This window comes from Mucilaginibacter sp. GW821-FHT07H05, from assembly GCF_059418485.1.
The window spans coordinates 670171-692179 of the sequence record NZ_JBWKPY010000002.1; the positions used below are offsets into that span (position 1 = coordinate 670171).

Annotated in this window: 17 protein-coding genes; 13 read left to right on the top strand and 4 right to left on the bottom strand. The window is 46.3% G+C overall.

Annotated features, from left to right (window positions below; genetic code table 11):
* Nucleotides 1-242: 242 nt before the first annotated feature.
* Nucleotides 243-1949: a sodium:solute symporter family protein gene (locus AC07M6_RS07070; RefSeq protein ID WP_494888288.1), complete on the bottom strand. Its 1707-nt coding sequence runs from the start codon at nucleotides 1947-1949 to the stop codon at nucleotides 243-245.
* Nucleotides 1950-2057: 108 nt separating this feature from the next.
* Nucleotides 2058-2249 (bottom strand): hypothetical protein, encoded by a 192-nt coding sequence (locus AC07M6_RS07075; RefSeq protein WP_494888289.1) that lies wholly within the window; start codon nucleotides 2247-2249, stop codon nucleotides 2058-2060.
* Nucleotides 2250-2732: 483 nt separating this feature from the next.
* Between AC07M6_RS07075 and AC07M6_RS07080 the strand changes: the two genes are divergently transcribed.
* The 9 genes from AC07M6_RS07080 (at nucleotide 2733) to AC07M6_RS07120 (ending at nucleotide 12855) form a co-directional block, all read left to right on the top strand.
* On the top strand, nucleotides 2733-5126 hold the full coding sequence (locus tag AC07M6_RS07080) for a TonB-dependent receptor (RefSeq protein ID WP_494888290.1): 2394 nt from the start codon (nucleotides 2733-2735) through the stop codon (nucleotides 5124-5126).
* 143 nt (nucleotides 5127-5269) lie between these two features.
* Nucleotides 5270-5938 (top strand): nicotinamide riboside transporter PnuC, encoded by a 669-nt coding sequence (gene pnuC / locus AC07M6_RS07085; RefSeq protein ID WP_494888291.1) that lies wholly within the window; start codon nucleotides 5270-5272, stop codon nucleotides 5936-5938.
* Nucleotides 5935-7020, top strand: coding sequence for an acyl-CoA dehydrogenase family protein (locus tag AC07M6_RS07090; RefSeq protein ID WP_494888292.1), 1086 nt, complete (start codon nucleotides 5935-5937; stop codon nucleotides 7018-7020). Before pnuC ends, AC07M6_RS07090 begins: the two co-directional genes overlap by 4 nt.
* Before the next feature lie 135 nt (nucleotides 7021-7155).
* Nucleotides 7156-7968: an SDR family oxidoreductase gene (locus AC07M6_RS07095; RefSeq protein WP_494888293.1), complete on the top strand. Its 813-nt coding sequence runs from the start codon at nucleotides 7156-7158 to the stop codon at nucleotides 7966-7968.
* A 581-nt stretch (nucleotides 7969-8549) separates the two neighbouring features.
* Complete coding sequence (locus tag AC07M6_RS07100; RefSeq protein ID WP_494888294.1) at nucleotides 8550-9377, top strand: FAD:protein FMN transferase; 828 nt, start codon at nucleotides 8550-8552, stop codon at nucleotides 9375-9377.
* A 217-nt stretch (nucleotides 9378-9594) separates the two neighbouring features.
* Nucleotides 9595-9930: a hypothetical protein gene (locus AC07M6_RS07105; protein WP_494888295.1), complete on the top strand. Its 336-nt coding sequence runs from the start codon at nucleotides 9595-9597 to the stop codon at nucleotides 9928-9930.
* Between the two features lie 21 nt (nucleotides 9931-9951).
* Complete coding sequence (locus tag AC07M6_RS07110; protein ID WP_494888296.1) at nucleotides 9952-10833, top strand: hypothetical protein; 882 nt, start codon at nucleotides 9952-9954, stop codon at nucleotides 10831-10833.
* Nucleotides 10834-10842: 9 nt separating this feature from the next.
* Complete coding sequence (locus AC07M6_RS07115) at nucleotides 10843-11520, top strand: response regulator transcription factor (protein ID WP_494888297.1); 678 nt, start codon at nucleotides 10843-10845, stop codon at nucleotides 11518-11520.
* 3 nt (nucleotides 11521-11523) lie between these two features.
* Complete coding sequence (locus AC07M6_RS07120) at nucleotides 11524-12855, top strand: sensor histidine kinase (protein WP_494888298.1); 1332 nt, start codon at nucleotides 11524-11526, stop codon at nucleotides 12853-12855.
* Nucleotides 12856-13060: 205 nt separating this feature from the next.
* On the opposite strand, the gene AC07M6_RS07125 is transcribed toward AC07M6_RS07120, so the two are convergent.
* Complete coding sequence (locus AC07M6_RS07125) at nucleotides 13061-15580, bottom strand: PIG-L family deacetylase (protein ID WP_494888299.1); 2520 nt, start codon at nucleotides 15578-15580, stop codon at nucleotides 13061-13063.
* A 214-nt stretch (nucleotides 15581-15794) separates the two neighbouring features.
* On the opposite strand from AC07M6_RS07125, the gene AC07M6_RS07130 reads away from it, so the two are divergent.
* From AC07M6_RS07130 to AC07M6_RS07145, 4 genes are read left to right on the top strand one after another with little or no spacing between them, the layout of a single operon-like run.
* Complete coding sequence (locus AC07M6_RS07130) at nucleotides 15795-16424, top strand: TetR/AcrR family transcriptional regulator (protein ID WP_494888300.1); 630 nt, start codon at nucleotides 15795-15797, stop codon at nucleotides 16422-16424.
* A 4-nt stretch (nucleotides 16425-16428) separates the two neighbouring features.
* Nucleotides 16429-17793 carry a TolC family protein gene (locus AC07M6_RS07135; protein ID WP_494888301.1) on the top strand — a complete coding sequence of 455 codons (1365 nt, stop codon included), beginning with the start codon at nucleotides 16429-16431 and terminating at the stop codon, nucleotides 17791-17793.
* A 17-nt stretch (nucleotides 17794-17810) separates the two neighbouring features.
* Nucleotides 17811-18863 carry an HlyD family secretion protein gene (locus tag AC07M6_RS07140; protein WP_494888302.1) on the top strand — a complete coding sequence of 351 codons (1053 nt, stop codon included), beginning with the start codon at nucleotides 17811-17813 and terminating at the stop codon, nucleotides 18861-18863.
* Between the two features lie 11 nt (nucleotides 18864-18874).
* Nucleotides 18875-20416 (top strand): DHA2 family efflux MFS transporter permease subunit, encoded by a 1542-nt coding sequence (locus AC07M6_RS07145; RefSeq protein WP_494888303.1) that lies wholly within the window; start codon nucleotides 18875-18877, stop codon nucleotides 20414-20416.
* A 444-nt stretch (nucleotides 20417-20860) separates the two neighbouring features.
* Here AC07M6_RS07145 and AC07M6_RS07150 read toward each other — a convergent pair whose 3' ends face one another.
* Nucleotides 20861-21823, bottom strand: coding sequence for an isopenicillin N synthase family dioxygenase (locus AC07M6_RS07150; protein WP_494888304.1), 963 nt, complete (start codon nucleotides 21821-21823; stop codon nucleotides 20861-20863).
* Nucleotides 21824-22009 lie beyond the last annotated feature (186 nt).

A 22009-nucleotide genomic window follows, 5' to 3' on the forward strand; every position in this document is an offset into this window, starting at 1 on the left:
TCTTTAATCACAAATAAAATCTCTGTGTCCTTTGTGTTTCTCTCTTTGTGACCTTTGTGGTTAAATTGCCACTATGTTTTACACGGAAGACACCGGGAAAACCGCCGGACAAGCGTGGACGCTTGCCTCAGAATAAGTTTCAAGCGTGGACGCTTGAAACGGCAATAGCCTTCTTTAATCACAAATAAAATCTCTGTGTCCTTTGTGTTTCTCTCTTTGTGACCTTTGTGGTTAAATTGCCGCTATGTCCCTTTTTGAAGAGTTGTTGATTTGTTAAAAAATCCGTTTAGCACAAAGGCAATAATGATCACCAAAAAACACCCGATAGGGTTCAGCCATAAATAAGCTACCGACCCGGTTAAGCCTAAAACGCAAACCAGCGCTTCGGTAATTAAAGCGGCTATAAACACAGGAGTGCCACTGATCTTTTTGAAGTAAAACGCTACCACAAATACCCCTAATATGGTGCCGTAGATGTAGGAACCTAACTGGTTCACCGCTTCGAGCAGGTTGCCCATTTTGCTGGCATAAAGAGCCATACCAATACAAACCAACCCCCAAAATATGGTGGCCAGTCGTGATGCCAGCAGGTAATTAGCCTCCGATGCATTGGGGTTAATAATCCGCTTATAAATATCAACCACCGTTGTTGATGCCAGCGAGTTTAAGGCGCTGGCTGTTGAACCCATTGAAGCCAGGAATACAATGGCAATTAATAACCCGATCAGGCCAACGGGCAGGTTCTGGGTTACAAAGCTCAGGAACACGTAGTTAGTGTCGTCGGTATTGGCATCAGGATTATTTTGCTTCATCAGGGCTATACCCTGGTTGCGGATGGTGGTGGTTTGCTCGTCAACGGCTTTCAGGCCTTCTTTAGCCGCGTGTATTTTGTCCTGGTCCCCGCTGGTCAGGGCATTGGTCAACACCTGGCTTTTTTGGTTTTTCAGCGCGAAGATATCTTGATACTGCTGCTCCAGGCCATTATAATCCTTAGATAAGGCGCTTTTTTTAACCTGGTCAACCTCGTAACTGTTAAAAAACATGGGCGGTCGGTTAAACTGGTAAAAAGTAAAAACCAGTACCCCTATCAGCAATATTAAAAACTGCATCGGGATCTTAATCAGGCCGTTCATAATTAACCCCAACCGGCTTTGCGCTACCGAGCTACCCGCCAGATAACGCCCCACCTGGCTTTGGTCGGTACCAAAATAGCTGAGCTGTAAAAAAAAGCCGCCTATTAGTCCGCTCCAAACCGTGTAGCGGTTATTCCAGTCAAAGTGCCAGTCTATCACATTCATCTTGCCCATTTTACCGGCAATTTTTAGCGCGTGGGTAAAACCCACACCATCGGGCAATAGCTTCACCACCATTACACCGGCAAAAAACATCCCAAAAAAAATGATGCTCATTTGCAGCACCTGCGTGTACGATACCGCCTTGGTGCCCCCGTAAACGGTATAAAAAATGACCAGCCCGCCAATAAACAGGGTGGTATAAACCACATTCATATGCAGGATGGTGGATAGGATAATGGCCGGGGCGTAAATAGTAATACCGGTTGATAGCCCGCGCTGGATTAAGAACAGGAATGAAGTAAGCGCCCGTGTTTTCAGGTCGAAGCGTTGCTCCAGATATTGGTAAGCAGTATAAACTTTTAGCTTATGGAAGATGGGGACAAACGTAACGCACAGCACAATCATAGCCAGGGGCAGCCCGAAGTAGAACTGTACAAAGCGCATCCCATCGGTATAGGCCTGCCCCGGCGCCGAAAGAAAGGTGATAGCGCTGGCCTGTGTAGCCATTACCGAAAGGCCGATATGATACCAGGGCAGCGAGCGGTTGCCCACCAAAAACTGATCGATATTTTTATTGCTGCCGCTTTTCCAAACGCCGAAGCCAACAATGGAAAGCAGCGTTACAGCCAGTACTATCCAGTCGGTATTGCTCATTTAAAATAAAGGGTAATGAGCCAGAAGATGAAAATTAAAAAAACCAGCCATACAGCCACAAGGGTGTAAAACTGGTTCCAGTTACGTATAAATGAGGGTAATTCGGGATCAGGCGTCAACACGGCCTTTAACCAACACATTGAGGAATAAGGCGGCAAATAACAAGCCTACTATTGCGCCGGTTACCAGGTAAATAATGCTGAACTCGATAACCGCGCCTGTAAACAAGCCGGCTAATAAACCAACCAGGTAATACAGGTTATTGATATTTTCTTTTTTTTCGGTGTGATGGTGTGCCATAATGTAATCTATTTAAAGATGCCGTAAAAATAGGGGATTAATGTTTAATGTGCAAGAGGGGATTAATGTGGGGATACGGGCATATGCAATTTTTCAACTGGGTATCATAGTGAGCCTGTAGCTAATTTTAGGGGAGGGGTAGTTTCTTCATCGGGTTTAAATATAGAAATTACGTGGGAATTATTAATGCGTGCACAAAATCCCGGTTGATTTACTACATTTGCCCTGTAATTCTCAAGGGGGTGCCTTGCTTTGAGCGATCAAAACACAAAGACAGGCTGAGATCATACCCATTGTTTAAGTACAAAGTCCATAGTTTTAAGTCATAAGTCAGCGCGTTCGACTTCAGACTTCCAACTCACGACTTCAGACTTGAACATGCACCTGATCCGGATAATGCCGGCGTAGGGAAAGGTAATAAGTTATAGTGCTGCGCGTCTGCCCTGGCGTGTGGTTATTTTAACAATTTTTATTTTACACACATTGAAAAAATTATTTGTGGCGCTAACCGCCCTGCTGCTGCCTGTCCTGGCCGCGGCCCAGTTTTCCGTATCCGGAAAAATCACTGATCAGCAAACCGGCACCACACTGCCCGGCGCAACCATCAGTCTCGACAACGAGCTAAACACCATTACCAACGCACAAGGCGCCTACCTGTTCAAAAACCTGAAGAACGGCACTTACACCATAAAGGTAAGCTATGTAGGCTATCGCGCCACGCAAAAAACCATTACGGTATCAGGCAATACCATTGCCGATTTTAGCCTGGCCAGCGGCACCGTCCTTACCGACGAAGTTACCGTGAGCGGTACCCGTGCCTCTAATAATTCGCCCACAGCTTTTACCAATCTGAATAAAAAGGACATCGAAAAAAACAATTCGGGCCGCGGCTTTGAGTATCTGCTGGAGCAAACGCCATCAACCGTAGTCAGCTCAAACGCAGGCGCGGGCGTGGGCTATACCAGTATCCGGATCCGCGGTTCGGATGCATCGCGCATTAACGTAACGCTGAATGGTATCCCGATGAATGATGCCGAAAGCCAGGGATCGTACTTTGTGGATGTGCCCGATCTGGCTTCATCTGTTGATAACGTACAGATCCAGCGCGGCGTGGGTACATCTACTAATGGCGCTGGCGCTTTTGGGGCCAGCATCAATATTCAAACCACTACCCGCCGTGACTCGGCTTATGCCGAACTGAACAACTCGGCCGGATCATACGGTACCATTAAAAATACCGTGAGCCTGGGTACGGGTTTACTGAATGACCACTTTACCGTAGATGGCCGCTTATCGCGGATGAACTCGGACGGGTATATCAACCGGGCATTTTCTAAACTGAAATCATATTTCCTCAGCGGCGCATATTATGGCAAAACCAGCGTGCTGCGCCTCAACGTATTTTCGGGATACGAGCAAACCTACCAGGCCTGGAACGGCGTACCCGAAGAGGAAGTGCTGAAGGGTAACTACCGGTATAACGAGTTGGGTTATATGAATAAGTACAAAGATTACTATAAAAACCAAACCGATAATTACGTGCAAAACTACTACCAGTTACTGTACGATCAGCAATTAGGCAGCAAGCTATCTTTCAGCGGCGCCCTGCACTATACCAAAGGAATGGGTTATTACGAGGAGTATAAAAACGATCAGGATGTAACTAATTATGGCTTAACACCGGTGATTATCGGCGGGACACCCATCACCAATACCGATCTGGTGCGCCGCTTATGGTTAAATAATGATTTTTACGGACTGACCTATAACTTCAACTATACGCCAACTAACAAACTGAATATTAAAGTTGGCGGTGCTTATAACGAGTACAAAGGCCAGCACTACGATAATATCCAGTGGACGCAGCAAAGCACTAACATCGCGCCCGGATATGAGTATTCGCGCGATAATGCCAAGAAAACCGACTTCAATATTTTTGCCCGTGCCGAATATCATTTAGGCGATAACCTGCTGCTGTATGGCGATATGCAATACCGCCATATCTACTACTCGTTCTTAGGGTTCGACCGTAACCTGAACAACGTGCAGCAACAGGCCCAGCTTAACTTTTTTAACCCCAAAGCAGGTTTAACTTATACCCTGAACGATAACAGTAATGTATACGCGTCGGTAGCGGTAGCCAATCACGAGCCTAACCGTAACGATTTTACCAATTCGTCACCGGCCAGCCGCCCCAAAGCCGAGCACCTAACCGATTTTGAAGCAGGTTACCGGATCAACAAGCCGGGCTTTGGCGCGGGTATTAACGGTTTTTACATGTTATATAAAGATCAGCTGGTATTAACTGGCTCGCTGAATGATGTGGGCGAGGCTATCCGCACCAATATTAAAGACAGCTACCGCGCAGGTATAGAAGCCAATGCAAGGGTGCGTGTTGTTCAGCCGTTAACCTGGTCTGTAAACGCAACCATCAGCGCCAACAAGGTGAAAAACTTTCAGCAGTTTTTATACAACTATGATACCGACAAGCTGGATGCTACGCAGTATACCAAAACCGATATTGCTTACTCGCCAAACTTTACCGGCTCAAGCACCATTAGCTGGCAGGCCATTAAAAACGGCGAGATCGCTTTTATCAGCAAATATGTAAGCCGCCAGTACCTGGATAATACCTCCACAAAAAGCCGCTCGCTGGATGGCTATCTGGTGAACGATGTGCGCCTGAACTATAACTTCAGCTTTAAAGGCGTTAAAAATGTGGGTGTAGGTTTATTGGTGAATAACATCTTCAGCAAAAAGTACCAGTCGGACGGGGCAACCTACCCAGATGTGGAAGGCGGCAAAGTAGTTAACTATAATTACTTTTTCCCGCAGGCACCGGTTAACTTTTTGGCCAGTTTAAATGTTAAGTTTTAGATAGAAGCGAGGGGCGTGCGATTCCCTCCCATAGGGAGGGTGTAGGGAGGGGTTTTGTCATGCGGAATAAACCCCTCCCTGCCACATCACCCTCCCAACGCACCCCTCCCCATGGGAGGGAACTAAAAATAAAAAGGAAAATCATGAACCTCCATCCCTGGATACAGCTCTTTAATGAGCAGGTACAGCAAACCACCTTTTGGGAGTGGGCGGCTGTATTATTGGGCGTAGCCGAGGTGCTGCTGGCCAAAAAAAACAACATCTGGCTTTACCCGACGGGTATTGCCGGGATAGTCCTAAGTGTTTATGTATTGCTAATAGCCGGCTTGTATGCCGAATCGGCGCTGAACGTTTATTACCTGGTGATGAGCATTTACGGCTGGATCTACTGGATAAAAAAACGCGGTGAACCGCCGGTAAAAATTACCTGGGCCACCAAACGCGAATGGGTAATTACCTTACTGATTGTTTTTGCAGGCTGGGCGCTTTTATATTTCCTGTTAAAAAACTATACCACTTCTAACGTGCCGTTGTGGGACTCGTGGGTATCGTCAACCGCCTGGGCGGGCATGTGGCTGCTGGCCAGGCGCAAGCTGGAAAACTGGATCCTGCTCAACGTATCTAACCTGTTTGCCATACCGCTGCTGTTTTATAAAAAACTGCCCCTGTTTGGCCTGCTCACCTTGTTTTTATTCATTGTGGCTTTCGCCGGATTTTATGAGTGGCTGCGGATCTGGAAAAGTGAAAATCCAAAGACCGCTGCGTCAACCGGTGGTGGCGGTTTAGAAGAGGCTGAAGGGGAGGCATCATGAGCGCGCCGCACCCATCAACTTATATCACACCGCAGGATACCGCTATCCTGCGCGATAACGCGGCTGCAGGTGAAGCGCTGGGCATGCTCAACCCGGCACAGCTGGAACTGGTTTACCGGCACAACTGGTTTAAGCTATTGGTGCCGAAGATCTACAACGGGCACGAAATAAGCCTGCCCAACCTGGTACGCCTGCAGGAAGCCATTAGCTGGACCGACGGTAGTACCGGCTGGGTAATTACCCTGTGCTGCGGTGCCGGCTGGTTTAGCGGATTTATTGCTCCTGATGTTGCAGCACGGATATTTAACACTCCGCAGGTTTGCCTTGCGGGCAGCGGTGCGGTAAGCGGCGAAGCGGAAATAGTGGACGGCGGTTACCGCCTCAACGGCACCTGGAAATATGCCAGCGGGGCATATCATGCCACGCATTTTACGGCTAATTGCCTGATTAAAGAAGATGGTGAAACGGTATTGGGTGATGATAATCAGCCACTGGTGTTGCCTTTTGTTATTGATAAAAAAGATGTAAGCCTGTTGCCTACATGGAAGTATATAGGCATGGTAGCTACGGGCAGTCACTCATTTAACATGAGTAATGTAACGGTAGCTAAAAATCGCAGTTTCCATATCGATGCCCATTATGCCCAGGTGAATAGCCCGCTATACCAATACCCGTTTTTGCAGTTAGCCGAGGCCACGCTGGCTGTAAATCTATCGGGCATGGCGGTGCACTTTACCGATTTGTGCCGGGATGTTTTTGCGGAGCGGGCGAAGCAGCCTAAGTTAACCGATGACCATAAAGCACAAATAACAAAAGAATTGCAGGATACCATTGATGCCTTACAATCGGCACGGAATAATCTTTTTGCCGCGGTTGATGCATCGTGGACTAATCCCGGCGAAGAAGGGCTAAGGGCTGTCAGCAAAACCAGCCGGCATTTGGCTATTACATCGCGGCAAGCGGTTGACAGGCTTTATCCTTATTGCGGCTTGATGGCCGCTGCCCCTGATACCGAAATTAACCGGGTATGGCGCGATCTGCATACGGCGGGGCAACACTCCTTATTAACCTTTGCCGAATAAAAAATGGCGGTTAATACGCCATAATAACAAATTGTTAATACAAATGAATAAACAGCATATCACGATACAAGTGGTATGCTGTTTTTTTATTTGCTTTGGGTTTATTTATTTACCTATTACATCAGATCAATAAAAATGGACGGGTTCTCATTAAAAGATAAAGTAGTTGTAGTTACCGGCGGCACAGGTATTTTGGGCGATGCTTTTATAAAAGGCATAGCCGCGGCAGGCGGTGCGGTAGGCATTTTAGGCCGTAACCAAAAAATAGCGGAGGAGCGTGCACAAGAGGTTATCGCTTTGGGCGGTAAAGCGCTGGCCTTGGTGGCCGATGTGATGAAAGAAGACGAACTGATTGCCGCCCGTGATAAAATGATCAACGAATTTGGCCGGATAGATGGCCTGGTGAACGGCGCCGGCGGCAATATGCCGGGTGGTGTTGTGCAGCCGGATGCCGATGTGTTTAAACTGGATATGAACGGCCTGCGCCAGGTAATGGAGCTAAACCTGTGGGGTACATTGATTCCCACCCAGGTATTTGGCGAGGTGATGGCCAAAACCGGCAAGGGGAGTATAGTGAATATATCCAGCATGGCATCGCAAAGGGTAATTACCAAGGTGCTGGGCTATACGCTGGCTAAAACGGCTATTGATGCCTATACCCAGTGGTTCGCGGTAGAGATGGCTAACCGCCATGGCGATAAACTGCGCATGAACGCCATCGCCCCCGGCTTTTTCCTGACCGAGCAAAACCGTACCCTGCTTACCCAGCCCGATGGCAGCTATACCGACAGGGGCAATTTAGTGATCAAGCAAACTCCCTTCAAACGCTTCGGCGAGCCGGATGAACTGATAGGCGCGCTGCTGTGGCTGTTAAGTGATGCGTCCAAATTTGTAACCGGCACGGTGATTAATGTGGATGGCGGCTTCGCCGTGTTTAGCGGGGTGTAAAGGCATTGTTTGTGTCTTCGCAGGGTCTCTCGGAGAGGACCCTGCGAAAGTCTGAAGGACACGACATGCAAAGAAATTCATTGCCGTCCCATTTATGGGACGGATAAACAGGTATTAATTATTGGCTTTAGCCAAACGGAACACCGGGTAAGAATAGGAGTTTGGCTAAAGCCAGGACACATACCACATGGCATCCGTTGGCTGAAGCCAACGGCAATGAATTAATAAACCCGGTGCCCGTGTCCCCACAGGCACTTAACGCTTTGTCTTGCACGGGTCACACTGACTTTTAAGTCATTTTGTGTTAACCCCGAAATGTGGTTAAATCTCTGATTATTAATTACTTAATACATTGTAAAATTGAATTATGTTAAGTCGTGTTAACCCCCTGGTATTCTGAAAACTTCCGCTTTGTGCCGGCTAAATGTTAAATAGTGTGAAGTTTACATGAAGGGCTAACAATTAGCCCTCCCTTTTCATCTTAATTTCATGATAGCCACCTACTTTCGAATAGTATCCATGCTGATTCCCTGAGAAAAGCATGGATAGGTTATTGGGTTGCAGGTGTAAATTGTTTGGTTATGCAGGTTGTAAAAAGTATTGTCAGCAAAAGCCTCGTTCACAAAAAAAACGTGAATTTGATGGGTACCCCCTTCGAGATCAGTATAGTGGCTGCTGACGCGGATTGGGCAGAGGAGCGGGTGAAAACAGCGGTAGCGGAAATAAAGCGGATTGATAAACTACTGACCACACTAAGCCAGGATAGCCAGGCCAGTCAAATTAATCGCAGTGCCGGCATTGCCCCTGTAAAAATCAGCGGCGAGCTATTTAAACTGATAGACCGGTCGCTTAAAATAGCCGAACTAACTCAGGGCGCCTTTGATATTACTTACGGTACTAACTTTGGTTACAGCAAAGTAGAGCTTGATGCTGCTCAAAACACCGTTTTTTTAAAGGAAAAAGGGATGCGCATTTATTTTGGCGGTATTGCCAAAGGCTATGCGGCCGACCGCGCCAAATATGTTTTACAGATGGAGGGTGTAGGCAGCGGAGTAATTAATGCCGCCGGCGACCTGATTACCTGGGGCTTGCAGCCCGACGGCCGACAATGGACCATCGGCGATGCCGACCCCGAGCAAAGGATGAAACCGTATTCGGATTTTAATATCAGCAATATGGCTGTAGCCACCGCCATCAACCGCGAAGATAGCCACAAGGTTGATCATACAAAAAGTGTTTGCGTAATGAGCACCCGTGCCGAAATGGCCGGCGCCATGACCACTCCTGTAATTATGCTGGGCATTAACGCCGGTACCGACCTGGTGAACCGCCTGCAGCAATTAGCCTGTGTATTTGTTGATGAGTATAACCAAATGTTTGCTTCCAAATTTATGACCATCCTAACCTGATCTGATAAACCCCTTGTGGGTTAAAAAATTTCCTCCCTATTTAATCAATATATAGATGAACAGCGTTACTATTAATACTTACCTATTAATTGTGCGCTGTTCTGATTAAAAGGCCTTAACCAAACGGCTTTTAAAAAAGGATAAAAAATAATAAAATGTTAACCGGGCAAACAGTATTTACTAATTTAAGCATGTATTTGAGGGTATCCAATTTCTCATGATAAAGTGGTTTGTGTATATTGTTTTTTTATTGGTATTCACACCATATTTATTGTCGGCTAAAACAAAGCTTAGCCGCAGGGAATATGCTATTGGATTACAGCAAGGTGTTGTTTTTTCGCGCCCGGTAAATAATAACTTTGCCGATACGGTTAAAACGCTGAAAACATCAACCAAACCGGATGCGAAGGTTAAAGAAGTAGCTAAATCCAAAAAACAGCCGAAGCCCGAAAAAGTGGACGATACCAACGACAAAAAAGGGAATACCGGCCGCCAGCGAAGGCCTGATGGCATGGTGCGCCCGCCCGAAATACCACGAAGAAATGATAACTAAAGGATAACATAGCCCAAACCAATGAGATTAATTTATGCCTTTGCTTTATTTATTATTTGCCTCGGTGCTGCTGCGGAGGTAAAAAAACCGTTTGTGGTAAAAAACTACCGCGAATATGTAAAATCGGATACGGATACCATTATCAGAAAACAATCGCTATCAGTAGGTATTATGGGGGGCAGCGATGCGATGTTTTTTGGGCGGACCAGCCCCAAGCGCTATCGTTATTATACGGCCGATGTGATCTACAATGCCAAATCCGGGTTTTTTGCCTATGGTACCATCTGGAAGGTATCCGGATCATACCCCACACTGGATGAAGTTGATGTAGGCGGCGGGTATATTTTCCACCTGACAAAAAAACTTGGCGGAACAGCCAGTTATACCCATTTCTTTTTTAACCGCGACGCGCAGATCATTAAATCGGCATCTACTAATAATGTCGATTTAAAAACAACTTACGATTGGAAACTGTTTAAAACCAGTATTGCTGCCGATTACCTTTTTGGCAAAGCAAACGATGTTTTTTTAACGCCATCCATATCCCGTTATTACGAAACCAAATTCGGTATTTTTGATAATAAGGATTACCTGTCGTTCACACCCGGTATCAGTATGATTTTAGGCACGCAAAACTTTGTGGAACATTACACAACCAATGAACGGGACGACCCTAATCCGGACGCTGGTTTCGGGCACGAGACGGATGATTTAAGCACAGCGCATGCTAACCGCCAGTTTAATGTGTTAAATTACAGTTTTAAACTGCCTATTGCTTATAACCGGCCGCATTATACGCTGGAAGCCAGTACCAAGTACTCTATCCCGGTAAACGTGGAAGGGCAATTGAAAAACCACAAAGAAGTATTTTTTACACTCACCTTTTATTACCTTTTTTATTAATTAACCGGCATGAATGTTTTAATTGTAGAAGACGAAAAAGCATTAGCCAGCGAACTGGAAATTTTTTTGACGGGTAATAACTACCTGTGCGAAACCTGCTACAACGGCGCAACCGCGTCTGAAAAGATAGCCACCAGTCAGTACGATTTTATCCTGATAGACCTGGGCCTGCCCGATTACGATGGCCTTGACCTGTTAAAGGAAGCCAAGCGCAGCAACCCCGAGGCGGCCTGCCTGATCCTGACAGCCCGAGCCGAGGTGTACGACCGTATAAAAGGCCTGGATATGGGCGCCGATGATTACCTGCCCAAACCATTCTCGCTGCTGGAACTGCAAAGCCGGATGCAGGCTATCATCCGCCGCAAATTTGGCATTAAGCACAACCTGGTTTCGCTGGGAAATTTCGCGGTGGATCTGACCGACCGGACCATTGCTTTTAACGGCACCATGATCAATACCATCACTAAAAAGGAGTTTGACCTGATAGGCTATCTCATCCTGCATAAAAACCGTACGCTAACCCGCCCCCAGTTAAGCGAACATATTTGGGGCAGCGTGGTTAATGATGATTATGACAGCAATTATATTGATGCCCACATTAAAAATATCCGTAAAAAGTTAAACGTGTATGAACCGCCCGACTGGCTGGAAACCGTAAGGGGTTTAGGCTACAGGATAAACTTGTAAGTATTGAAACTGCAAACTAAGCTTACTTTATTCAATACCGTATCTAAACTGGTAATTGTGCTGCTTTTTGTGGCGCTGCTGCCCTCGCTTATTAAAACCATTAACCAAAACTATACCGATAACCGCCTGCGCAAGCAAAAGGATAAAGTGCTGCAGGTAGTACATAATAAGGGCATCAATTTTTTTATTGAAAATAGCGAGCCTTATGCCAGCTACACCCCGCTAAAAGAGGAATATGTAAGTCTGGATACCGTCCCGCAAACCGAGTTTTTAGATACCCTGCGCAACGAACGGCGCATTATTGAAGGCGATACCATACCCTATCGTATTTTAAGCCATACGTTTAAGATCAACAAAAAGAACTACCTGCTGGAGGTGGCAAAAAGCGTAAATACCATTGGCGAAACCAGTGGGCCGCTTCAAAACATAGCCTTAGAGGTTTTATTGGGCATGATTGTGCTCACCATCCTGGCCGACCTGATCTATTCAAATTACGTGCTGCGCCCGTTGGGTCTGATTATTAAAACAAAGTTGCGCGGCAATAAATTCCCCAATTTTGGCGCGTATAAAAAGGTGCAAACCACTACTACCGATTTTGAATACCTGGATATGAGTATCCACGAGATGATTGAGATGATAGAGCGCACCTTCCAGAAAGAGCGCGAATTTATCTCCAACGCCTCGCACGAATTGATGACCCCCATATCTATCCTGCAATCAAAAATTGAGAACATGTTTGAGGAGGAGGATGTGCCCGATGATGTAAAAATACGCCTGCTGGAAATGCAGCGGATATTGAACCGCCTTAAAACCATTACCAAAACGCTGTTGCTGATATCGCAGATTGAGAACGAGCAGTTTTTAAAGGAAGACGTAATAGGGATAAACGAACTGCTGCAGGATGTTTACGACGAGATTTCCATACGCCTGCAGGATAAAAATATTAGCTGCATAATTGAGTTGCCCGCCGATATAAAGTTGAAGCATGTAAACAAATTCCTGCTGTTTAACTTGTTTTTTAACCTGGTGAATAACGCCATTAAATACAATAAGGAGGGCGGCGGCACCATCAACGTAACAGGGCAGCCGGTAAAGGGGGGTTATATGATCAGCATTAGCGATACGGGTATTGGCATTGGCGCGGTACAATTGCCCCATATTTTTAACCGCTTTAAAAAATTCCGCCAATCGCTGGAGCAGGATAGCTTTGGCCTGGGCCTGCCCATTGTAAAATCCATCGCCGATTTTCACCACATCAACATCCACATCACCTCCGAAGAAAATGTAGGCACTACGTTTGAATTAACTTTTCCGGATAGGTTAGTGGGCTTATAATTCTGACGCTCCGTTAGGAGCGCACAATTTGTCATTTCGACGAACCCGTGAGGGGCAAAGCGCGGGCGTGAGGAGAAATCTTATACGCAATGCAGGCGGTATAGCATATTGTATAAGATTTTTTCCCTCCGGTCAAGAGATAGTTCTCTTTCGCCCCATTGCACAACCCACCTCTTGCTCTATCTAAATGACATGGGTTTGTGCCCTACTTCCCTGTATTCAATTTCACCGGCTTGGGCGGCGCGCTCATTAAATTCACAAACAAACGGTAAGCCCCCGGCACGCCTGCAGGCAATTCCCTAAAAAAATCTAACGAGGTATACACAAAGCGCCCCTTACCATAATCGGTATAAATCAACGAACCATTTTTAGGCGCCTCGCCGGCATCGTTCATCTCAAACGGGGTTTGATATTTCGGGTCGATACCGCTTACAAAATAAAGCCCGCGCTCCTGGATCCAGCCGTCAAAATCGGCCTGGGTAATTTTATTGGGGAAATTCAATATCGGGCTGTTAGGATTGGTGAAGGTAACTTTAGCATCTTCGTCGGTCACGCGCTCATTCACCACCCGGAAGGGGTAGGGGCCAATTTGGTTGGTGACCAGGTTGTTGAAAGTATTATACTGCACCATCAGGTTGCCGCCGTTTTTTACATATTCCAGCAGTTTGGGTTGTTCAACTACCAGTCGCGGGTTTACGTTATAGGCACGCACCCCGGTAATAATGGCATCATAACCGGATAGGTCGGTGTTCATAATTTCGTTTTCGGTGAGCATGTGCACATCATAGCCTACTTGTTTCAGGGCTTCGGGCACCAGGTCGCCGGCGCCGGCAATGTAGCCTATCTTGTTGCTGCCGCCTTTAAGTTTCAGATCTATACTGACCAGTTTGGCCTGCGCCGGCGGGAATAAGGTAATATTAGGCACATGATCGTAACGGATACGCAAGATCCCCAGCGATGACGCTTTGCCGTTGATCTCGGCCACGGCGGTCAGCTCCGCGCTTTTTTGCTGATTATCGGTCGGACTTACTATAAACTCGGCGGTCCATTCCTCGCCCTTCTTTTTATCGGTAAAAGGAATCCTGGCGGGACTAATGCTCCAACCCGCAACAGGCTGCATACTCACGCTGCCGCTGCCGGCCACAAAAGTCTTCAGACTTACCTGCACCACTTTGGGCTTTTTGCCATTAAACACATAAACCGGACTGGCCACATTGGCAATAATAGGCGGGGTAATTTCCACCGGCTGGTAGATCTCGCCTTTGGCGGGGTCTACATATTTGTATGCGAGCGGACGCGTATATGTAATGAAAGTACCGTAAATATCAAAGTTAAAATTAACGCTGTATGGAATGTTTTCAGGCAGGCTTTTTTGGTTAATATTGGTGCTGTCAAGATAAGAAGTATTATAAATACCAATAGGATGATCGTATTTAAGCCAATAAGGTTGTGAAATAAGATCAGCAGTAATAGATGTATTGCCGGTTATTAGAATATTCTTTTCAGCCTTTTTAGAATAAGCCTCAGATTGTCTCGCTAATTGTTCGCGGGTCATCCTGCTGTCATATACTCCGGCAGGGATTACGGGTATGTCACTACGTAAAATTAGCTGTGTTCTTACGTTTATAGTTTCCCCTTGAGGATAAGTGGCCTCCGGCGCATAACACTCGAACCATAAACCCGCACAAGCAGCGATCAATTCCTTCAACTCGTTTATTTTTCTATCTCTCCAATAGGAAGCCTGCATTTTGGCCAGTTTATTTAACAACTGAACTTCTGCCTGCACCGATTTATCCGGATGCTCGTCATCAAAAGTCTTTTTTATCGCATCAAGGTCTGTCGCTATGGCGTCTCCGCCCTCAACCCTGCTCCAGGTGGTATTCACGCCATCCATTAAATCGGTCTTCGGCGCATCGCCTAAAATGGTGCGGAAATATTCGAAAGAAGCGCCCCTTTGCGCTGCCGAACCAAAGCCCTGGGTTTTGTGGTTACTGCGGCTTTCGGCAGCTATCTCGCCATAACTTTTACCCAATAGCGGGTTGTAGCCGCCTACATCAATTTTAAACTGATCGCTGGCAGTAGTATTATTGCCGCCAAAATTGAAGGTATTCCATAGCAAGCGTTTGGCTTGCCATGGCTGCACATATTGCAATTGTTCGGGAAAACGCTTCGGGTCGGCCGCCGCTGCAAATGCTTCCTGCGCTAATATGGCCGATGAGGTATGATGCCCGTGGCCGCCCTCGCCGGTTGTTGGGAAACGGCAGATCATTACATCAGGACGAAACTTACGGATCACCCAAACCATATCCCCTAATATCTTTTCGCGGTCCCATATTTTCAGGGTTTCTTCGGGGCCTTTGCTAAAACCAAAATCGTTAGCGCGGGTGAAAAATTGCTCGGCGCCATCCACCCTGCGGGCGGCTAACAGCTCCTGCGTACGTATCAATCCTAATAGTTCGCTTTGCTCGTTACCGATCAGGTTTTGGCCGCCATCGCCGCGGGTGAGGGCTAGGTAGCCGGTACGGTAATGTTTTTCCTGCGCCAGGTAGGCCAGCAGGCGGGTATTCTCGTCGTCGGGGTGGGCGGCTATGTACAACACGCTGCCGAGCACCTGCATTTTATTCAGGTTTTGTTTAATAACACCGGTATTGGATGGCGGGGCGGTTTGCGCCAGCAGGCTTTTTGAAAATATAAAAAGGATAAGGGCTAAATATTTCGTTTTCATGGAGATATGCAGATCAAAAGCAATGGTAATTAATAAATTTCAAAAAAGTTTAAAATTAAAAACAAATATAATCGTCATACTATTATATACTATGTTAATCGTTTGATTAGTTTTTTATATCTGATAATCAAATGGTTAAATACTGTTTACATAAACATGACAAAGATTTAATATCATTAATCAATCGTTTGATTAATTTTGTGCAGGTAAAATTATGGACAAAGATAAAATAGACAAAAAGGACCACATACTGGACGTAGCCGAACGGGTATTTTCAGAGAATGGGTTCGACGGCGCTTCCACCCGGATGATATCGGGCGAGGCCGGCGTAAACATGGCTATGCTGAACTATTATTTCGGATCGAAAGAAGGGTTACTCCTGGCAGTGATAGCGCGTAAAGTGAGCAGTTTTAAAGACCTGCTGGTTAATATCAGCGGCGATAATAACCTAACCCAATGGGAAAAGGTGGTAAAATACATCGACCTGTACAGTGAGAAGATCGTATCCAACAACTGTTTTCAAAAACTGATCTATCAGGAACTGGGCATGAACCGCCGCACTGAACTGTCTGACAGGGTCCGCAATATTCTGATGCAAAACATAGTAGAGTTTCGCAAGATATTACAGGATGGGATTGATAACGGCGAGTTTAAACCCGATACAGATACCGATATGGTTACCGCCACCCTGTATGGCACCAAAAACTACGTGGTGAACATGCCGCTGATGACATCAACCTTGCTGGGTTACGATATACAGGACGATAAGATCCTGGAAGAAAAGTTTAAGCCCCGTATGAAAAGCTATATGAAAAACCTGCTTAAATGCTACTTACTCAATTAATACAATGAACACACAAACACATAAATTTCACAAAATCTTAAGGGTGTTTAAGGCTACGGGTATCATTACGGCAATGATAGCCATGTTACTTATTATTTTAACATTAGCCTCCAGCGCGCAAGACCGTACCATCACTATTGACGAGGCGGTTAAGCTGGGCCTGCAAAACAGCAAAACACTCAAAATGTCGCAGTCTAAAATAGAGCAGGCGGTATCCGAGTATAACCAGGCGAAAGACAAGGCCCTGCCAACCGGCGAAGCCAGCTTTGCTTATAACCGTGCGCAGATCCCCGCCCATACGCTCGACCTTGGCGGCGGCGACCCGATTAAACTGCCATCATCGGCCAATGCTTATTTAGGCATCGCGTCGGTAAGCGAAACTATTTTTGCCGGCAACAAGCTAAGGTACGCCCGCGAATCAACCGACCTGCTGGTACAGGTGGCCCGGCTGGATGTGGATAAGGATAAAGACCAGATTACCTACGATATTATTAACGCTTACTATAACCTGTACAAGGTGTTGCAAAGCAAAAAGGTGGTCGATCAAAACCTGGCGACTATTGATGCGCAGATCAAGCAATCTAAACGCTTTTTTGAGCAGGGTTTGGTTACCAAAAATGATGTACTGCGTTTCCAACTGCAACGTGCTAATATCGAGTTGAACGGTATTGATCTGGAAAGCAACCGCAAGATCATCAACTATAACCTGGATATTTTGTTAGGCCTGCCCGAAAGCACTCAGCTAAGTATAGCGCAGATAACCGATGCCGATAAAAGTATTGGTCCGCTGGCTAACTATCTGGATACCGCTATGGCTAACCGCCAGGAGTTAAAGCAGGATGATCTGCGTACACGGTATGCCGAAACCAATATCAAATCTATCCGCGCCAACCAGTCGCCAACACTGGCCGCAAGCCTGGGCGCTTATTATGTAGATGTATCGGCTAACCCTATCCCGCAAAACGGAAAGTTCATTACCCCTATCACCGCGGGTTTAACCCTGTCGTGGAACTTCGGTACCCTATGGACCAACAAGAATAAAATTGCCGAAGCCCGTATCCAGCGCGACCAAACCGTTATTGGCAAGGATATGACCGTGGATAACGTGAAGAACGAGGTGAACCGCAACTATCAGAACTATATGATGACGGTGAACAAGATCAAATTACTGCAAACCAGCATTGAGCAGGCAGGCGAGAACAACAAGATCCTGGAATCGAAATACCAAAGCAATATCGCGTCGGCTACAGACCGTGCAGATGCCGAAACACTGCTTTACCAGGCGCAAATAAACCTGGAACTGGCTAAAGCCGATGCAGGTTTAGCTTACTATACTTTATTAAAATCAACCGGAAAACTTATAAAATAATACAAACACAACATACAATGGCAAAGGAACAAACTACTCCGCAGGAACCTAAAAAGAAAAACAAAGTGATGCCGATCATTTTGGGCGTGTTACTGTTAGGAGGTATCATATTCGGGACTAAAGAATATATCTATTACAGCAAGCATGAGGATACCGATGACGCGCAGATTGATGGCGATATCAGTCCGGTTGTAGCCCGTGTAGGCGGTTACGTGGATAGTATTTACTTCGAGGAAAATCAGCACGTAAACAAAGGCCAGGTTTTGGTTAAAATAGATGACCGCGACTACAAAGTAAAACTGGAGCAGGCCGTAGCCGCCAAACAAGGCGCGGGCTCAGGCACCGGTGTAAACGAGGCGCAGGTATTATCGCAAACAGCTAATTCGGCCAGCGCAAAAGCACAGGTGGTATCGGCAGCGGCACGTTTAGATAAGGCCGAAAAAGACTACGCCCGCTACGCCAACCTGGTGAAAGACGGCAGTGTAACCCAGCAACAATTTGACCAGGCCAAAGCCGACCGCGATGTGGCTGCTGCAACCTACAAAGCCGCGCAAGATCAGTACAAAGCATCGGTTGAGCAAATAGGCGCAACCCGCAGCCAAATGACGGTAATTAATACCGGCGTTACCCAAAAGCAGGTAGATATTGATTATGCTAAATTGCAATTAACCTATACTACCATTAAAGCCCCCGCAAGTGGTATTACGTCAAAAAAGAGCATACAGGTTGGTCAGCTGGTACAGGCAGGGCAAACGCTGTTCTCTATTGTTAACGATAACAGCATCTTCATCACCGCCAACTTTAAGGAAACACAGTTAGAAAAATTGAAGAACGGCGAGAAAGTAGATATTGAAGTTGACGCTTATCCTGATATGAAAGTTGAAGGTACGGTATACAATTTCTCGCCGGCTACGGGTGCTAAATTCTCGTTACTGCCACCGGATAACGCTACCGGTAACTTTGTGAAAGTTGTACAAAGGGTACCTGTAAAAATTAAAATTAACGCGGGTAAAGAGGTAATGGAAAAATTACGTCCGGGCATGAGCGTTAAGGTTTCTGTGAATATCTAAAAATTAAAATTATGGCTGAAACAGGCTTTAAAAAGTGGATCATCACTATCACTGTGATAGTGGCTTCGTTACTGGAGTTGATTGATACCACCATAGTAAACGTTGCCCTGCCCAAAATGCAGGGTAACCTTGGGGCAACCCTCGAAGATGTGGCCTGGGTGGTGACCGGTTATGCGGTGGCTAACGTAATTATATTACCCATGTCGGGCTGGTTAGGCGGCCGTTTCGGGCGCAAAAACTATTTCCTTACGTCTATCATCGTGTTCACTATCGTATCTTTCCTATGCGGTAATGCCACCAGTATGGATGAGCTGATCGTATTCCGCATTATACAAGGCCTGGCCGGCGGTGGTTTGATATCAACAGCACAAGCTATCCTGATAGAAACCTGGCCGCGTGAGCAAATAGGCACTGCTACTGCCCTGTTTGGTTTAGGTGCGGTAGTAGGGCCAACAGTCGGCCCAACTATCGGGGGCTGGATAGTGGAGCATTATAGCTGGCCGTGGATATTTTATGTAAACATCCCGGTTGGGGCGCTCGCAGCATTTTGTACCGTCACCTATATTAAAGAGACACCCAAAGACCTGAAAAAGCCGGTTGACTGGTGGGGCATTGTATTGCTGGCAATTGCAGTTGGTAGTTTACAAACCGTACTGGAAAAAGGCGAAAGCGAAGATTGGTTTGCTAAATCCTACATACTTGTATTAACCATTACAGCGGTATTAGGTACGCTATTATTTATCTGGAGGGAAATGAGCACCGATCACCCTATTGTCAACTTCAGCATCCTTCGGCACCGAAGTTTTGCGGTGGGGATGTTTACATCATTTGTGCTGGGGTTTGGGTTATATGGTTCGGTGTTTGTGTTCCCGGTATTTTGCCAAAACCTGCTCGGGTTCAACGCGCAGCAAACGGGCGAGCTATTGTTCCCCGGTGGTTTGTGTACGATTATCATGATGCCCTTTATAGGTAAGGCATTAAATAAAGGTATCCCGGCGCAGTTTATGGCTACCATTGGTATGTTTTTGTTCTTTGTGTTTACCAATATGCTTAGTCACTCCACGCTGGCAACAGGCGAGAAAGATGTATTAATCCCTTTGCTGATCCGTGGTGTAGGTATGGCCTTATTATTTGTGCCGTTAACCACCCTGGCTATGGCCGATTTAAAAGGGCCGGAATTAGGGCAGGGATCGGGCTTGAACAACATGATGCGCCAATTAGGCGGATCGTTCGGGATAGCGATTTTAACTACATTGATCCATAGCCGTTCGGGGAAACACCGTAGCGATCTGCTGGTCAATATCAACCAGTACAACCCTGCCTTTACCGATAGGTTTAATGGCCTGATACACGGATTTATGACTGCCGGAAAATCTGTAGGCGATGCAACTACTATGGCTTATAAAGCTATTGAGGGTATGGTAGCCCGCCAAACCATGTTGCTTACTTATGATGATGCCTACTGGGTATCGGGTATGGTAATGTTATGTTCAATACCCCTGCTGTATCTGCAACCGTTTAAGAAGTTAAAAGCTGTTGCTGATTCGCATTAATGCGAATCAATTGTCATTGCGAGCGATAGCGTGGCAATCTCGTAGTTAGTTTACTATTGCATAGCTACGAGATTGCCACGTCGCCCCAATTCACCGACCGGGCCGCTCCTCGCAATGACATAAAAAAAGAAGGGTGAAAAAAGAAAGCCGTTCTGCTGTTAAGCGGAACGGCTTTTTCCCAAAAATCAACAATTAAATTTTCCACCTCAACGGGAAAAATACATTCTAACACTAACGATTAAAAATGTGGCCGCGAGTGTATTTAATCATACCACTAAAATAAAAAAAATTAATTAATATCTAAAATTTATTTCCGGGATTGTTTTGTTTGAAGCAAAATTGTTGCAAAGCGATTATTTACAACCGACATGATATTAAACGGAGCGGGCCGGTGCATGTGCACCGGCCCGCTCCGTTTATCTTGGCTGATAACAGGTATAGCCTCTATTTTTTCAAACCAATTTCGCGTAAGCGCTCGTCCAGGTATTCGCCGGCGGTCATATCGCTAAATTGTTTAGGGTGTTCGGCATCAATGGTTGATGGCAGGCTGGTCAAATCCATATCCGAACGCGGGTGCAGGAAGAAAGGTACCGAATAACGGGAGTTCTTCATCAGCTCGCGCGGCGGGTTCACTACACGGTGCGTGGTTGATTTTAACTTGCCATTGGTTAAGCGCTGCAGCATATCGCCTACGTTAACTACCACATCCTCGCCATGGGCGCTCACCGGGAACCAGGTATTCTCGCGGGTCAGCAATTCCAGGCCGTCGGCGCTGGCGCCAATCAGCAGGGTGATCAGGTTAATATCCTCATGCGCGCCGGCACGTACCGCATCGGCCGGTAACGAGTCGGGGTCTTCAATACCAAAGTAGTGCAGGGTGCGCAATATCGAATTGCCGTTATGCACATGCGGGTCAAAATAATCCTCGTCCAGGCCCAAATAAATGGCAATAGCTTTTAGCACCGATTTGCCCGCAGTTTCCAGTTTTTTATAAACCTCAAGCGTTACCTTGTTAAACTCGGGCAGCTCGGCTACCATTACGTTATCGGGATACTCTTCTTTTACGGGGTCGCCATCGGTTACCGTTTGGCCTATTTGCCAAAACTCCTTCAGGTCGGGCACTTTAAAGCCTTTAGCTGTTTCCTTGCCTTTACTGGTATAGCCGCGCTGGCCGCTTAATTCGGGGATCTCGTATTTTTCTTTTACGGCATCGGGCAAAGCAAACAGGGCTTTTACCTGCGTATACAAATTGTCTATCAGTTCCTTACTTAAACCATGGTTGGTGATGGTTACAAAGCCGGTTTCGTTAAAAGCTTTGCCAATTTCGTCCGAAAACTTTTTCCGCTGTTCCGCGGTGCCGTTCACATAGGTGTCCAGGTCAAGGCAGGGGATGTTTACTGTACTCATATTTTAAAGTTTAAAAAGTAAAAATATCCAATTAATATTTTAATAAGTGCACCTGTGTAAAAATAATTAGGTGAGGCGAGGTTTGAATGCGGCTTTCACTACTCCGATGATAAACTGATATCTCAACGATAAGTTTTACACGGGCGTTGCCTGTCCACGACTCCGGCCCCAGACGGAGCGGCCGGG